At 59.2% G+C, this 14,019-nt stretch carries 14 protein-coding genes; 9 read left to right on the top strand and 5 right to left on the bottom strand.

The genetic code is table 11. From position 1 onward, the window contains the following. Positions 1 to 685: 685 nt before the first annotated feature. The 4 genes from ccoP to ccoN are packed head-to-tail and all read right to left on the bottom strand — an operon-like array spanning position 686 to position 4,080. Entirely contained in the window at positions 686 to 1,549 is an 864-nt protein-coding gene (gene ccoP / locus WNZ14_RS10690; RefSeq protein ID WP_342868637.1) for a cytochrome-c oxidase, cbb3-type subunit III, read from the bottom strand. Positions 1,550 to 1,552: 3 nt separating this feature from the next. After that, complete coding sequence (locus WNZ14_RS10685; RefSeq protein WP_342868636.1) at positions 1,553 to 1,705, bottom strand: cbb3-type cytochrome c oxidase subunit 3; 153 nt, start codon at positions 1,703 to 1,705, stop codon at positions 1,553 to 1,555. 12 nt (positions 1,706 to 1,717) lie between these two features. Then, positions 1,718 to 2,449: a cytochrome-c oxidase, cbb3-type subunit II gene (ccoO, locus tag WNZ14_RS10680; RefSeq protein WP_342868635.1), complete on the bottom strand. Its 732-nt coding sequence runs from the start codon at positions 2,447 to 2,449 to the stop codon at positions 1,718 to 1,720. Positions 2,450 to 2,460: 11 nt separating this feature from the next. Further along, positions 2,461 to 4,080, bottom strand: coding sequence for a cytochrome-c oxidase, cbb3-type subunit I (ccoN, locus tag WNZ14_RS10675; RefSeq protein WP_342868634.1), 1,620 nt, complete (start codon positions 4,078 to 4,080; stop codon positions 2,461 to 2,463). Positions 4,081 to 4,310: 230 nt separating this feature from the next. Between ccoN and WNZ14_RS10670 the strand changes: the two genes are divergently transcribed. After that, on the top strand, positions 4,311 to 4,805 hold the full coding sequence (locus WNZ14_RS10670) for a hemerythrin domain-containing protein (protein ID WP_342868633.1): 495 nt from the start codon (positions 4,311 to 4,313) through the stop codon (positions 4,803 to 4,805). A gap of 60 nt (positions 4,806 to 4,865) precedes the next feature. Here WNZ14_RS10670 and WNZ14_RS10665 read toward each other — a convergent pair whose 3' ends face one another. Continuing rightward, the gene (locus WNZ14_RS10665; protein WP_342868632.1) at positions 4,866 to 5,804 is read right to left on the bottom strand and encodes a helix-turn-helix domain-containing protein; all 939 of its coding nucleotides are present in this window, start codon (positions 5,802 to 5,804) and stop codon (positions 4,866 to 4,868) included. Between the two features lie 94 nt (positions 5,805 to 5,898). Between WNZ14_RS10665 and WNZ14_RS10660 the strand changes: the two genes are divergently transcribed. The 8 genes from WNZ14_RS10660 to WNZ14_RS10625 all read left to right on the top strand — a co-directional run bounded on the left by WNZ14_RS10660 (position 5,899) and on the right by WNZ14_RS10625 (position 13,992). Then, a complete protein-coding gene (locus tag WNZ14_RS10660; RefSeq protein WP_342868631.1) occupies positions 5,899 to 6,450 on the top strand; it encodes a cysteine hydrolase family protein in 552 nt (183 codons plus the stop codon). Between the two features lie 216 nt (positions 6,451 to 6,666). Next, positions 6,667 to 8,199, top strand: a complete 1,533-nt coding sequence (locus tag WNZ14_RS10655) for a replicative DNA helicase (RefSeq protein ID WP_342868630.1) — start codon at positions 6,667 to 6,669, stop codon at positions 8,197 to 8,199. A 159-nt stretch (positions 8,200 to 8,358) separates the two neighbouring features. After that, entirely contained in the window at positions 8,359 to 9,150 is a 792-nt protein-coding gene (locus WNZ14_RS10650) for a transporter substrate-binding domain-containing protein (protein ID WP_342868629.1), read from the top strand. 66 nt (positions 9,151 to 9,216) lie between these two features. Then, positions 9,217 to 9,894: an amino acid ABC transporter permease gene (locus WNZ14_RS10645; RefSeq protein WP_342868628.1), complete on the top strand. Its 678-nt coding sequence runs from the start codon at positions 9,217 to 9,219 to the stop codon at positions 9,892 to 9,894. After that, a complete protein-coding gene (locus WNZ14_RS10640; protein WP_342868627.1) occupies positions 9,894 to 10,556 on the top strand; it encodes an amino acid ABC transporter permease in 663 nt (220 codons plus the stop codon). The genes WNZ14_RS10645 and WNZ14_RS10640 overlap by 1 nt, the downstream gene beginning before the upstream one ends. A 135-nt stretch (positions 10,557 to 10,691) precedes the next feature. Continuing rightward, positions 10,692 to 11,828 (top strand): alanine racemase, encoded by a 1,137-nt coding sequence (alr, locus tag WNZ14_RS10635; protein ID WP_342868626.1) that lies wholly within the window; start codon positions 10,692 to 10,694, stop codon positions 11,826 to 11,828. 130 nt (positions 11,829 to 11,958) lie between these two features. Continuing rightward, a complete protein-coding gene (gene radA, locus WNZ14_RS10630) occupies positions 11,959 to 13,368 on the top strand; it encodes a DNA repair protein RadA (protein ID WP_342868625.1) in 1,410 nt (469 codons plus the stop codon). Positions 13,369 to 13,431: 63 nt separating this feature from the next. After that, on the top strand, positions 13,432 to 13,992 hold the full coding sequence (locus WNZ14_RS10625; protein ID WP_342868624.1) for a CvpA family protein: 561 nt from the start codon (positions 13,432 to 13,434) through the stop codon (positions 13,990 to 13,992). The last annotated feature ends 27 nt before the right edge of the window (positions 13,993 to 14,019 follow it).

Here is a 14,019-nt window from a genome sequence, read left to right as displayed (position 1 = left end):
TCTCAGAACTTAATGAGTACTTCTGGCAAATTGACCAAATTAAGCAAATCATAGAAAGCTTAAATAACGTTAGCTTTTGGACGTTGTTTGCAACCGATCCGGTGGGAGCCTCGAATGGGGTGTCCAGAAAATCTCTACGATATGCTTATGCCATCTCCGGCGGATGAGAATAACCGTGGCGTTCACGAAATATTTCAAACAATAGTACTGGAACGTCTCTTCAAAAAATCATTGACTGTATGCGCGATTACGATCGAAGCTGGAAACAAGCCAGGCGCCCGAGTTCTTTGCGAGACATACAAATCCAACCAATTGCATGAAAAGAATTGGGTTGAATTCACATCAGTGGACGCTGCGGTTGTCGAGGCCGGCCGATTGGCACACAACAAGATGCGCAATGGATATTACTATAGGTTAGCTTCCGTAGATGCGAGCTTTCGAGACTACCCAAGCATTGTAATCACCTGAAGCCGTTTGGTCGCAGCTTTGGGCCTTGAAGCTGATGAAATCAGGTTTCCGCGCAACCCATATCCCGTTCACCTAGCAGTCGCTGAACCAGCAATCCCGCCCCGGCAATTTGTTGCCGACTTCCACGCTGAGCGCCAAAAAAAACCCGCCGGACTTGCATCCGGCGGGGTTTGTTTCGCGATTGATCAGGTCCCGAACTACAGGACCAGTTCAGACCTTACTGACCGCCACCCAGCGTATGGACATAGACGGCAAGCTGCTTGATCGTCGGCTCTCCCAGACGCGGCAACCAGGCGGGCATGACGCCGTGCTTGGGATTGCGGATCTGTGAGGCGATCTCGGCTTCGGTTGACACCTTCAGCCAGATCCCGTCGGACAGACGCGGCGCACCGAAATCCTGAATACCCTCGGCATTCTCGCCGTGACAGGCAGCACAGTTCTCCGCAAACACCACCTTGCCCGGCTCGACAAGCGCCTCATCGGACGGAGTGCTGCTCAGGCTGATCACATAGGCCGCAACCTCGTTGATCTGCTGGGGCTCGAGGATGTCGCCAAAGGCCGGCATCATCGAGGTGCGGGTATCTTGGTCCGCATCATAACGGATGCCGTGCGCGATGGTCAGGTAGATGTCGCTCACCGTTCCACCCCAAAGCCAATCGTCGTCATTGAGGTTGGGATAGCCCATGGATCCGGCAGCCCCTGATCCATGGCATTGCGCGCAGTTTACCTTGAAGGCCGAAGAGCCGCCGGCGATGGCAAACTGAAGCAGCTCCTGATTGCCCTCGATCTCTTCGATCGGTGTCGAGGCGATCTTGTCGAGCAGAGTGCCCTGTGCCGCCTTTGCATCCGCCAGGTCTGCCACCACATCCGCGCGGCTCGAGTAGCCGAGCAGACCCGGGGTCGCGCCATTGATCAGCGGTATGGCCGGATAGGCGATCGCGTAACCGATGGCCCAGATGATGCAGAGATAGAAGGTCCACAGCCACCAGCGCGGCAGCGGATTGTTCAATTCCCGGATGCCATCCCACTCATGACCAGTGGTCTCGACGCCGGATACGTCATCAACGTGTTTTTCGGACATGTCTCAGTCCTCCTTCAACGGGATTTGCGCTGCATCGGAGGCGGCTTTCTTGCCGCCCGGCCTCAGCGTGAAGAGGATCACGCCAGCAAACACGACAAACATGAAGACAAGTCCCCAGCTGTCGGCAAAGTGGCGCATTGCAGTGTAGGTTTCCATCTCGCGTTCCCCTTACCGGTAGCCAGCGGCTTCGTCGTAGGTCGAGAAATCGACCAACGTGCCAAGCATCTGCAAATAGGAGATGAGTGCGTCCATCTCGGTGACCACTGTCGGATTGCCGTCGAAGTCACCCAGCTTGAGCTTGGGGTAACGCGCCTCAAGATCCGAGGTATCTGCCTCGGGATCGGCTTGCGCCGCCAGATCGGCTTCCGCGTTTGCAATCATCTCTTCGGTGTAAGGCACACCAACGATCGCACTTGCCTCCAGATCAGCCGTGACATTGGCCACCTTGAGTGGCGTGGTGCCCAGGAACGAGTAGCTCGGCATCACCGATTCAGGCACCACCGAGCGGGGCTCGGTCAGGTGTCCGACATGCCATTCGTTCGAGTAGCGATTGCCGACGCGGGCGAGGTCTGGCCCCGTCCGCTTCGATCCCCACTGGAACGGATGATCGTACATCGATTCCGCTGCAAGGCTGTAGTGACCATAGCGTTCGACCTCGTCCCTGAAGGGGCGGATCATCTGGCTGTGGCAGACATAGCAGCCTTCGCGGATGTAGATGTTGCGGCCCGCCAGTTCCAGCGGCGAGTAGGGGCGCATTCCGTCGACTTTCTCGATGGTGTTTTCAAGATAGAAGAGCGGCGCGACCTCGACAATGCCGCCGATGCTGACCACCACCAGGGAAAGGACCATCAGCAGCGTTGCGTTGCGTTCGATTATTCCGTGTTTTTCAAGCAATGACATGGTCTTGCCTCCTATTCTGCAGGCTGCATGGCGGGCCGAGAACCCGGAATCGGGACCTCGTTGCGCTCATGGCCGCGGATGGTCATGTATACGTTCCAGGCCATGACGAGGCCGCCCGCGAGATACATCATGCCGCCGACGGCGCGCAGGACGTAATAGGGCTTCATGGCTGCCACAGATTCGGCGAAGGAGTAGACCAGGAAGCCCTGATCATTGTACTCGCGCCACATCAGGCCCTGCTGGATGCCGGCAACCCACATGACAGCGGCGTAGACGACGATGCCGAGAGTGGCGAGCCAGAAGTGCCAGTTGACCAGGCGCAGCGAGTAAAGCCGCTGACGGCCCCACAGCTTGGGCGTCAGGAAGTAGATGGCGCCAAAGGAGATCATGCCGACCCAGCCCAGCGCACCGGAATGCACGTGACCAATGGTCCAGTCGGTGTAGTGGGAAAGCGAGTTGACCGCCTTGATCGACATCATCGGACCCTCAAAAGTCGACATGCCGTAGAAGGCCACCGCCATCACCATCATCCGGATGATCGGATCGGTGCGGATCTTATCCCATGCGCCAGACAGCGTCATCAGGCCGTTGATCATGCCGCCCCATGAGGGCATCCACAGCATGATCGAGAACACCATGCCCAGCGTCTGTGCCCAGTCGGGCAGAGCCGTGTAATGCAGATGGTGCGGACCGGCCCAGATGTAGAGGAAGATCAGCGCCCAGAAGTGGATGATCGACAACCGGTAGGAATAGACCGGCCGGTTGGCCTGCTTCGGAATGAAGTAGTACATCATTCCGAGGAAGCCGGCGGTGAGGAAGAAGCCAACCGCGTTGTGGCCGTACCACCACTGTGTCAGCGCGTCCTGAACGCCTGCAAACAGCGAGTAGCTCTTGATCCCCAGGAACGACACCGGCATGGCCAGGTTGTTGACGATGTGGAGCATGGCGATGGTGACGATGAAGGCCAGGTAGAACCAGTTGGCCACATAGATGTGGGGTTCCTTGCGCTTGAACAGCGTTCCCATGAAGACGACCAGGTAGGCTACCCAGACGGCTGTCAGCCAGAGATCGACATACCATTCAGGCTCTGCATATTCACGGCCCTGGGTGATGCCCAGAAGATAGCCGGTTGCAGCCATAACGATGAACAGCTGGTAGCCCCAGAACACGAACCATGCGAGATCGCCGCCGAACAGGCGAGCGCGGCAGGTGCGCTGAACCACGTAGAACGAGGTCATGATCAGCGCGTTGCCGCCAAAGGCAAAAACCACTGCGGAGGTATGCAGCGGCCGCATACGGCCAAAATTGAAGTAGGGCTCAATGTTGAGATCGGGATAGGCCAGTTGCAGCGCCACAAAGACACCGACCAGAAAGCCGACGACCCCCCAGAAGACGGTAGCAATTGTGCCGTAACGTATGACCTCGTCAAAATAGCCCGACTTGTCGTCGGTTGATTGGCCGGTTGCAGGTGAGAATGTGATTCGCCGCAGCAACAGCACGGTGCTCACCAGAAGGACGAAGAACAGGACCCACATATGGGCCTGGAACAGATCGTCCTTGGCGAAAGCCACGCCGAGCAATGCCAGAAAGGCAAAGATGCCTACAGCGATTGTTTCGAAAGCGTATTTCATGGTTGGTATCCATCCCCCAGGGGTATCATAACGAAGCCGCAAGACCCGCCGCGCCTGCCCCCTTTAGACAAGCCGCGGACTTTTGCCGGACCGTTGCACAAGTCGCAGAGACGCGATGGGTCCGCATTGATCCAAGTCAAGGACGCGCGCCGATCCCGAACTTAACTTCCAGATAAAGACGGATACCGGAACGCACACCAAGACCGCTCTTTGACTGGGGTGAACACTTCATGACAGACAACGCCACGATCAAGCTGGCGCATGGCGAGGATCCGATTGCCGCCCTGCGCAAGGCGCACAAGGACCAGCTTCTGCTCTGCGATCGGCTGGAAGAAATCGCGGATTCACTGCCCGACGGCATCAACCGTCAGAAATGCATCTATGCGGCCCGCGCCCTTGGTCCGATGATCAGAGGCGTGCATCGGTTCGAGGAAGATGTGGTGTTCCCGATGATTGCGGGACGGCCCGGCGTCGATCATAAGATCGAGACAACACTCAACCGTCTGCGCTTCGAGCATTGTGAAGACGAGTGTTTCGCCGAAGAACTGACCGATGCTCTCCATGCGCTCGGCAGTGGAAGTGCGGACGTCAACATAGAAGCGATCGGCTACATGCTGCGAGGTTTTTTCGAGGCCATGCGGCGCCACATCGCTTTTGAACGCGAGATGCTGTTGCCGTTGGGAGGTTTTCCGGACCCCGGCGCTGCAGACAACAGGCCCCCCTGACGCTCGCGCAGGTGAAGGCCGCATCTCTGACGCGTTTGTTTCGAAGCCAATTCCAGTGAGTTATGCCCGCACGTCGAGAACGCTGAACCGGCTTCTGTACTCGACCGCCGTTAGGCCGGTGATCGACCGGAACACCCGGCCAAACGCCGAAATATCCTGATAGCCCACCGCCCAGCCTACGGCGCTGACCGGATCCCGGGTTCTTTCGAGCAATCCACGGGCCTTCTCAACGCGCAACGCCTGCACATAGGCATTCGGGCTTGAGCCGGTCGCTGCCTTGAACCGGCGCAGGAATGTCCTTCCCGACAGCCGTGCCCGCTCAGCCAGCGAATCGGCACTCAGATCATTGCGCACCTGACCTTCCATCCACAGCTGAAGCGCCAGGATGGTCTCGTCACCATGGTTCAGGTTTGGCCGGAAACTGCGATAGTTCCGCTGCTCCCGTTTCCCGGGATCGACCAGCAGATCCCGCCCGGTGCTGGTCAGCACATCGATGCCCTGCCAGCGTTCGACAAAGAACAGCCCAAGATCGACCCAGGCCATCATGCCTCCCGCCGTGACAATATCATTGTCGTCAATCAGCAGGTGTTCGGGCTGCAGATCCGCATCCGGGAATGTCGCACGAACCTCGTCCTCCAGCGCCCAGTGGGTTGTCACCGGGCGTGACGCCAGCAATCCTGCATGACCAAGCCAGAACAGTCCGGCACAGACCGACGCGGTGAGTGTCCCTGCCCCGTGACGTTCGCGGATCCAGGCATGAAGCTCATGGTCGGTTGCTCCGCGCGCGCCACTTCGGTTGGGTGGAAGGATCATCGCGTCAAGGGGCAAAGACAACGGCGGCAATGCGCCCGGTCTGATCGTGTGAACGTCAATCACCACACCATTCTGCCGCCTGCTGATGATGTTGGCCGTGTCAAGAAGGTCAGCAAGCCCCAGCACCGCTGCTTCCTGAACCCCTTCGTAGGCAACAATGGCCAGCGACCGGTCGGGGGTTACCATTGTGGCGCATTTCGCATAATCTTTGTCATATTCGCCAATTTATCGATCCAGCCGCGAGCTGTAAACAATGGTAACCAATTCAAGGAGAGCCAAGATGACTGACACAGCCCTTATCGTCGTCGACATTCAGAATGACTATTTTGAAGGCGGCCGCTGGACACTCGACAAGATGGACCAGGCCAGCGACAACGCGGCACGGGTTCTGGCGCATGCGCGAAAGACCGGCGCCATGATCGCTCACATCCATCATGAAATCCCGTCCGATGAAGCGCCGTTTTTCCAGCCGGGAACCAAGGGAGCCGAGATCCACCCCAAAGTCGCGCCGCAGCCGGGCGAAGAGGTGATTCTCAAGCACGAGCCGAACAGCTTCCTCAACACCCGTCTGCAGGACACCCTGTCTTCACGCGGGATTACGAAGGTGGTCATCGTCGGTGCCATGAGCCAGATGTGCGTGGACGCGACCACACGCGCAGCCTCGGATCTGGGCTACAAGGTCACCGTCGTTCATGACGCCTGCGCGGCGCGGGATACGGAGTTTGACGGCGTCGCAGTGCCTGCAGCCCAGGTGCACGCCTCATTCATGAGCGCCCTGGACGGCACCTATGCCTCGGTTGTCGACTGCGAGAGCTATCTCACCTCTGCCTGACACCAGCGTCTGATTCGATTCATCGACAGTCCGGCCAAGCACTTTTTTGAGTTTTCGTGTCTTTGTTCATGTCAGGCGGCATCCGACCTGTGGACAACGGGGACAATGGGAACAAAATGGGTGCTTGGCCGAATCGTGTCCGTTTCACGCGGACTCTGCCACCCACCCCGGTTATGTCAGACACTTGCCCGCACCCTGTCGAGGATAGAAGACATTATGAATGACGCCGCCCGCAAGATTGAGTCGATCCCGGCCCGAGCCGAGAAAAGCCCGCTGTTTCGTGAGGCCCCGTCAAACATCGAGGCCGAGCAGGCGCTGCTGGGCGCGATCCTGGTCAACAATGACGCCTTCTACCGGGTGTCGGACTTCCTCAAGCCCGAACATTTTCAGGAGCCGTTGCACCGCAAGATCTACGAGGTCGGCGGCGACATCGTCCGCATGGGCAAGACCGCAAACCCGGTAACCATCAAGACCTTCCTGCCGTCCGACGCCAAGGTCGGCGAAATGACGGTGGCGCAGTATCTCGCCCGTCTTGCCACCGAAGCCGTCACCATCATCAACGCCGAGGATTACGGTCGCGCGATCTATGATCTGGCATTGCGCCGCTCGCTGATCTCGATTGGCGAGGACATGGTCAACATCGCCTTTGACGCGCCGCTCGACATGCCGCCCGGCACCCAGATCGAGGACGCCGAGCGCCGCCTGTTCGAACTCGCCGAAACCGGCCGCTACGACGGCGGCTTTCAGTCGTTCAATGATGCCGTTTCGCTGGCCATCGACATGGCGGGCGCTGCCTATCAGAGAGACGGCGGACTGTCCGGCATTTCCACCGGCATCTCGTCACTCGATGCCCGCATGGGCGGCCTGCAGCACTCCGACTTGATCGTGCTCGCGGGACGTCCGGGTATGGGCAAGACGTCTCTCGCCACCAACATCGCCTTCAACATCGCCCAGGCCTATGAGGGCGAAGTGCAGGCGGACGGCTCGATGAAGGCCAAGAACGGCGGCGTCGTTGGCTTCTACTCGCTCGAAATGTCGTCTGAACAGCTCGCCACACGTATCATTTCCGAGCAGACCGAGATCTCCTCGTCCAAGATCCGCCGCGGCGAGATCTCCGAGGCCGATTTCGAGAAACTCGTCGGCTGCTCGCAGATGATGCAGAAGATCCCGCTCTACATCGACCAGACGGGTGGTATCTCCATCGCGCAGCTGTCGGCGCGCGCCCGCCGTCTCAAACGCCAGCGCGGGCTTGATGTGCTGGTGATCGACTACATCCAGCTGATGACAGGCTCGGGCAAGTCGAGCGACAACCGCGTGCAGGAAATCACCCAGATCACCACCGGCCTGAAGGCGCTCGGCAAGGAACTCAATGTTCCCATCATCGCCCTCTCCCAGCTGTCGCGTCAGGTGGAAAGCCGCGAGGACAAGCGCCCGCAGCTCTCCGACTTGCGTGAATCAGGTTCGATCGAGCAGGACGCCGACGTCGTGCTGTTCGTGTTCCGCGAGGAATACTACGTCAAGAACGGCGAACCACGCCGGGCCCAGGACGAAATTGCCGCCGATATCAAGACGCCGGAATATCTTGCCTGGGAAGAAAAGATGCTCAAGGTCAAGGGCACGGCAGACGTCATCATCGCCAAGCAGAGGCATGGTCCTACCGGCACAGTGCAGCTGGGCTTCCAGGCGGAATTCACCCGGTTTGCCGATCTGGCCGACAATTCCTACAACCAGTTTGTCCACGACGAATAGTGCGCACTTGTTTGAGTATAGCTTAATATTTAGGCAGCGCAGCAGTAACAATGCCGCCAAAAGGCAGTAAGACAGCCGTCAGCCGCTCGAATAGCAGCGGTTTTGAAGATGGCATACGAATTGCTGAGGTTTCTTTGTGTAATTTACAAGGAGCCTCCCATGCAACGCAGAACTTTCCTGGGCCTCGCGCTCGCCGTCACAATATCCTATGCGCTGCCGGGCGCGAACGTCGCCAGCGCCAACGCGCTCGACACAATCGCAAGCAGCGGCACCTTGCGCGTTGCTGTCCCGCAGGACTTCCCGCCCTTCGGTTCGGTCGGTTCCGACATGGCTCCGCAAGGCTATGACATCGACATGGCGAACCTGATCGCCGAAAAGCTTGGCGTGAAAACCGAAATCGTTCCGGTCACGAGCGCTAACCGCATCCCTTACCTGCAGACCAACAAGGTCGATCTGGTCATTTCCAGTCTCGGCAAGAATGCAGAGCGTGATGCGGTCATCGACTTCTCCACACCCTATGCCCCATTCTACAATGGCGTTTTCGCCCCGGCCGATGTTGCGATCTCGAGCGCAGCTGACCTCGCGGGCAAGGTCGTCGGTGTTACAAGGGGATCAATCGAGGATCTTGAACTGACGAAGGTTGCGCCTTCCGAGGCCACCATCAAGCGCTATGAGGACAACAACGGAACGATTTCGGCATTCCTGTCCGGTCAGGTTGATGCGGTGGCCACGGGCAATGTGGTGGCTGCCGCCATCATCGAGAGAAACCCGCCCAAGCGTCCTGAGCCCAAATTCCTGATCAAGAACTCACCCTGCTATGTCGGCATGAATGAAAACGAGCCCGCACTGATGGAAAAGGTCAATGCGATCATTGCCGAAGCAAAGGCTGATGGTTCGCTCAATGCCATCTCGGAAAAGTGGCTTGGCATCAAACTGCCGGAAGATCTCTGATCACCGGACGAAATCCGCCGGCCTCGTCCGGCGGCGCCCACCCCGACCATCAGAGGCGTCTGACAGGTGAACTACACCTTCAATTTTGACTGGATCGCCCAGTATTATCCCGTGATTCTGAAGGGGATCGCCATCACTCTGGAGCTGACACTTGTCGGTGCGGTGATCGGCGTCGGCCTTGGGATATTCTGTGCCTGGGCGCGCACGCTCGGCCCAAGCTGGCTCCGGCCACCGGTCGCGGTCTATGTCGAATTGATACGCAACACACCTTTCATGGTGCAATTGTTCTTCATCTTCTTCGGCCTTCCAGCCCTCGGCATAAGGCTTGGAGAACTGCCTGCTGCAAACCTTGCCATGATCATCAATCTTGGAGCCTACAGCTGCGAGATCATTCGGGCCGGTATCGAGGCCACCCCGAAAGGCCAGTTTGAAGCGGGCCATGCACTTGCCCTGCGGCCATTGCAGATCTTCTGGAAGATCATTCTGCTGCCGGCGCTGCAGCGGATCTGGCCGGCCTTGTCGTCGCAGATCGTCATCGTCATGCTCGGGTCCGCTGTGGTTTCGCAAATTGCAGCCGAAGACATCACCTTTGCCGCCAACTTCATTCAATCACGCACATTCCGCGCCTTCGAAGCCTATTTCGTCACAACGCTGATCTATCTGCTGCTGTCCATCCTTGTGCGCAAAGGGCTCGACCGGTTGGGTTTTCTGCTTTTTCCATCGTCTCGGGTCGGGAGCCGCTGATGACCGATTTTTCGACCTGGGATATCGTTCGCAACCTGTTGCTGGCATCCCGCTGGACACTCGTCTTATCTCTCGTCGCCTTCATCGGCGGTGGCATCGTGGCGCTTGTCATCCTGTTTCTGCGCATTTCAAAAAACCGCTTCGCAAAACTCTTTGCCCGCTATTACGTCGAATTGTTCCAGGGAACGCCGTTGTTGATGCAGCTTTTCCTGGCCTTCTTCGGCTTCGGGCTGTTCGGCATAGACGTTCCGGCCTGGCTGGCCGCGGGCCTGGCGCTGACGCTCTGGACGGCAGCCTTTCTCGCCGAGATTTGGAGAGGTTGTGTCGAATCGATCCCGAAGGGTCAATGGGAGGGATCCCGGAGCCTGGCGCTGACCTATGTTCAGCAGATGCGGTTCATCATTCTGCCACAGGCATTCAGGGTCGCAATTCCGCCGACCGCGGGGTTCTCCGTGCAGGTGGTCAAGGGCACCGCCCTGACGTCGATTATCGGCTTCGTCGAACTGACCAAGGCCGGCACCATCGTCACAAATGCCACCTTCCAGCCATTCACGGTCTACGGATTGGTGGCACTTTTCTACTTCGTCATCTGCTTTCCCCTGTCCAAATTTTCAAAGCACCTCGAGCGCAAGGCAGCAACGGCCTATTCCAATGCGCGTTAGGGCAGAAACGCAGGCCCGCTCGGTCAGTCACGCCATCTGTCGCCAACAGAGTGGAAGACCTCAGAACCGGACAGCCGCTTGCATTCGCCTTTGTCAGCTGTTTCCATTCGATTTGAACGTCGATAAGGAAAACCAATGCCCCGGTCAGAACCCATAGATACGATAGCTGTTTCAGCCTCCGCAGCCACGACGCGCCTGACCATTGACCTTGGCGCGCTGGCTCAGAACTGGCGCATCATGCGTGATCTGTCGGGCAGCGCCCGCTGCGGTGCGGCGGTCAAGGCAGATGCTTACGGCACCGGTGCCGATCACGCAGCCGCCAGACTGGCACGCGAGGGCTGCCAAGATTTCTTCGTCGCAGATGCCAACGAGGGTGCGCGCTTGCGTCCGTTGCTGCCGGACGCCCGCATCTACGTGCTCAACGGCGTCTTCGAAGGCTCGTTCGCCCAGACGCTGGCGCATGATCTGGTCCCCATCATCAATTCACCACAGCAAGCCGCGTTCTGGTGCGGCAGCGCCGGCGACCGTGCCTATGCGCTGCACATAGACACCGGCATGAACAGGATGGGACTTTCGCCGGAGCAGGCTGTCCAGCATAGCGAATCCAGCATGCCCTCTCCCTGTCTGGTGATGAGCCACTTCGCCTGTGCCGACGACCCCGCGCATCCGCTCAACGCCCGTCAGATGGAGATGTTCGCGAGCATACGCGATCATTTTCCCGGCATTGAGGCCAGCCTGGCAAATTCGGCCGGCATCCATTTTGGCTCTCCTGCCCGTTACGATCTCACCCGTCCGGGCATTGCGCTCTATGGCGGAGAACCCGTGTCGGGAGCGGTCACGCCCATGCGCCCGGTCGTCACCGCCGAAACGCAGGTGCTTGTCATAAGGCAAGGCAAGGCGGGCGAGACGGTCAGCTATGGCGCTTCGCACATCTTTACCCGCGACAGCCGAATCGCCGTCTGCGGCGTAGGCTACGCCGACGGCTTTCTCCGCAACGGATCTGGCTCCGGCGTACCCCTGCGCTCCGCGGTGCCGCAGGGCGCTTGTGGCGCAGTTGATGGCGTTCGCGTTCCGGTGGTCGGCAAGATCACCATGGACCTGGCCATGTTCGATGTCACCGATCTGCCCGAAGCTGCCGTCAAGGCTGGCGACTGGATTGAGCTTCTGGGGCCCACAATCACGCTGGAAGAGGCAGCAACCGCCTCGGGCACGATCAGCTACGAAGTGCTTACAAGCCTCGGAAGCCGCCATGCCCGCAGCTACCGTGCCTGAACCAGGCCATCTGTTCTTTCATGCGAAACAATCCACTGCTTTTCAGAATATCCCGACGCAAACGAGAACAAACAGTGGACAAACCGCCATCTTCCTGACAAACCGGCTAAAACAGAAAGGTAACTGACCCTTGGCCAAGACCCGCGTTCAATTCGTCTGTCAATCCTGCGGCACCCTGCACACGCGCTGGGCGGGAAAGTGCGATGGCTGCGGCGAATGGAACACCATTGTCGAGGACGATCCGACCGGTGGCATCGGTGGCGGACCGGGGGCGGCTGCGCGGAAGGGCCGGCCTGTAGCGCTCGCCAGCCTGTCGGGCGAGATCGAGGAAGCCCCGCGCATCGCAACTCTGGTCAGCGAACTCGACCGCGTCACCGGTGGCGGCTTCGTGCGCGGGTCTGCAGTCCTGGTCGGCGGCGATCCGGGCATCGGCAAGTCCACGCTTCTGATGCAGGCAGCCGCGGCGCTGGCAAGGCAGGGCAACAGGGTGATTTATGTCTCGGGTGAAGAGGCTGTCGCCCAGGTGCGGCTGAGAGCGCAACGGCTGGGCGCCGCCGACTCAGGTGTGTTGCTGGCGGCCGAAACCAATGTCGAGGACATCCTCGCCACGCTCGCCGAGGGCAAGCGACCTGATTTCGTCATCATTGATTCGATCCAGACCCTGTGGAGCGATCTTGCTGGGTCGGCGCCGGGCACTGTTACGCAGGTGCGCACCGGCGTGCACGCCATGGTGCGCTACGCAAAGCAGACGGGTGCGGCCATGGTTCTGGTGGGTCACGTCACCAAGGATGGGCAGATCGCCGGTCCCCGTGTGGTTGAACACATGGTCGATGCAGTGCTTTATTTCGAAGGCGACCGCGGTCATCACTACCGCATCCTGCGCACGGTGAAGAACCGCTTTGGCGCGACCGACGAAATCGGCGTGTTCGAAATGTCCGACAAGGGATTGCGCGAGGTCGCCAATCCATCAGAACTTTTTTTGGGCGAACGCAATGCGAAAGCCCCGGGTGCGGCGGTGTTCGCGGGCATTGAAGGCACCAGGCCGGTGCTGGTCGAAGTCCAGGCGCTGGTTGCCCCATCGAGCCTCGGCACGCCGCGCCGCGCGGTGATCGGCTGGGATTCGGCACGATTGTCGATGATCCTCGCGGTGCTGGAAGCCCATTGCGGAGTGCGTCTTGGCAGCCATGATGTCTACCTCAATATCGCCGGTGGCTACCGCATCGCAGAACCGGCGGCAGATCTGGCTGTGGCTGCGGCTCTGGTTTCCTCTCTCGCCGGGCTTGCCCTTCCGGCCGATTGCGTCTATTTCGGCGAAGTCAGCCTGTCGGGTGCAATCCGGCCGGTGGCGCAAACGGGTTTGCGGCTGAAGGAGGCCGAAAAGCTGGGCTTCGCCAACGCGGTATTGCCATCGGGTTCCGCCGACCTGCCATCCAAATCGGGGGCGGGTCTGGCCCAGATGGAATCACTGGCGGATCTGGTTGCGCGTATCGCCGGGTCGAAAGGTGCTCTTCTGACCGGGAGTGACGATGACGAAAACTGAATTCAGCCTATCCGGCTGCCTCAAAAGGCAAAGGTAGGCAGAGCCTGAACGGAACGCGATTTCATGCCTATTACCCTTCTTGACGGCATCCTGCTTGGTATCACGCTGTTTTCAGCGGTGCTTGCCATGGTTCGTGGGTTCTCGCGCGAGGTTCTGGCCGTCGCTTCCTGGATCGCCGCAGCAGCTGCAGCCTATTTCATCTATCCTATGCTGACACCGCTGGCGCTGAAATATACATCCTCCGACAAGATCGCCATGATCGGTTCCGCGGCGCTGGTCTTCCTGATTGCGCTGATCCTGGTTTCCTACATCACCATGCGCATTGCAGATTTCATCATCGACAGCCGCATCGGCGCGCTCGACCGGACCCTCGGGTTTGTTTTCGGCGCAGCGCGCGGTGTGCTACTGGTTGTCGTGGCCATGCTGTTCTTCAACTGGCTGGTACAGGCGCCGAAGCAGCCTGAATGGGTTGTGACCGCAAAATCAAAGCCGATGCTCGATTCGCTGGGCGCGAAGCTGGTCAACATGTTGCCCGACAATGTCGATGCCACGATCATTGATCGCATGCGCGGCGGCGGCTCCGAGGAACCGGGAGCGGATGCGGCACCTGCCACAAGCGGATGACACATACCTGTCGGGATCAACTCGGCA

This window comes from Hoeflea sp. AS60, from assembly GCF_038900115.1.
GTDB lineage: Bacteria > Pseudomonadota > Alphaproteobacteria > Rhizobiales > Rhizobiaceae > Hoeflea.
This window is presented reverse-complemented; position numbering and strand designations above follow the sequence as displayed.

Bases quoted from the DNA above. Each gene is read 5' to 3' on its own strand.
- ccoP (WP_342868637.1), bottom strand. From the start codon at position 1,549: ATGTCCGAAAAACACGTTGATGACGTATCCGGCGTCGAGACCACTGGT.
- WNZ14_RS10685 (WP_342868636.1), bottom strand. From the start codon at position 1,705: ATGGAAACCTACACTGCAATGCGCCACTTTGCCGACAGCTGGGGACTT.
- ccoO (WP_342868635.1), bottom strand. From the start codon at position 2,449: ATGTCATTGCTTGAAAAACACGGAATAATCGAACGCAACGCAACGCTG.
- ccoN (WP_342868634.1), bottom strand. From the start codon at position 4,080: ATGAAATACGCTTTCGAAACAATCGCTGTAGGCATCTTTGCCTTTCTG.
- WNZ14_RS10670 (WP_342868633.1), top strand. From the start codon at position 4,311: ATGACAGACAACGCCACGATCAAGCTGGCGCATGGCGAGGATCCGATT.
- WNZ14_RS10665 (WP_342868632.1), bottom strand. From the start codon at position 5,804: ATGGTAACCCCCGACCGGTCGCTGGCCATTGTTGCCTACGAAGGGGTT.
- WNZ14_RS10660 (WP_342868631.1), top strand. From the start codon at position 5,899: ATGACTGACACAGCCCTTATCGTCGTCGACATTCAGAATGACTATTTT.
- WNZ14_RS10655 (WP_342868630.1), top strand. From the start codon at position 6,667: ATGAATGACGCCGCCCGCAAGATTGAGTCGATCCCGGCCCGAGCCGAG.
- WNZ14_RS10650 (WP_342868629.1), top strand. From the start codon at position 8,359: ATGCAACGCAGAACTTTCCTGGGCCTCGCGCTCGCCGTCACAATATCC.
- WNZ14_RS10640 (WP_342868627.1), top strand. From the start codon at position 9,894: ATGACCGATTTTTCGACCTGGGATATCGTTCGCAACCTGTTGCTGGCA.
- alr (WP_342868626.1), top strand. From the start codon at position 10,692: ATGCCCCGGTCAGAACCCATAGATACGATAGCTGTTTCAGCCTCCGCA.
- WNZ14_RS10625 (WP_342868624.1), top strand. From the start codon at position 13,432: ATGCCTATTACCCTTCTTGACGGCATCCTGCTTGGTATCACGCTGTTT.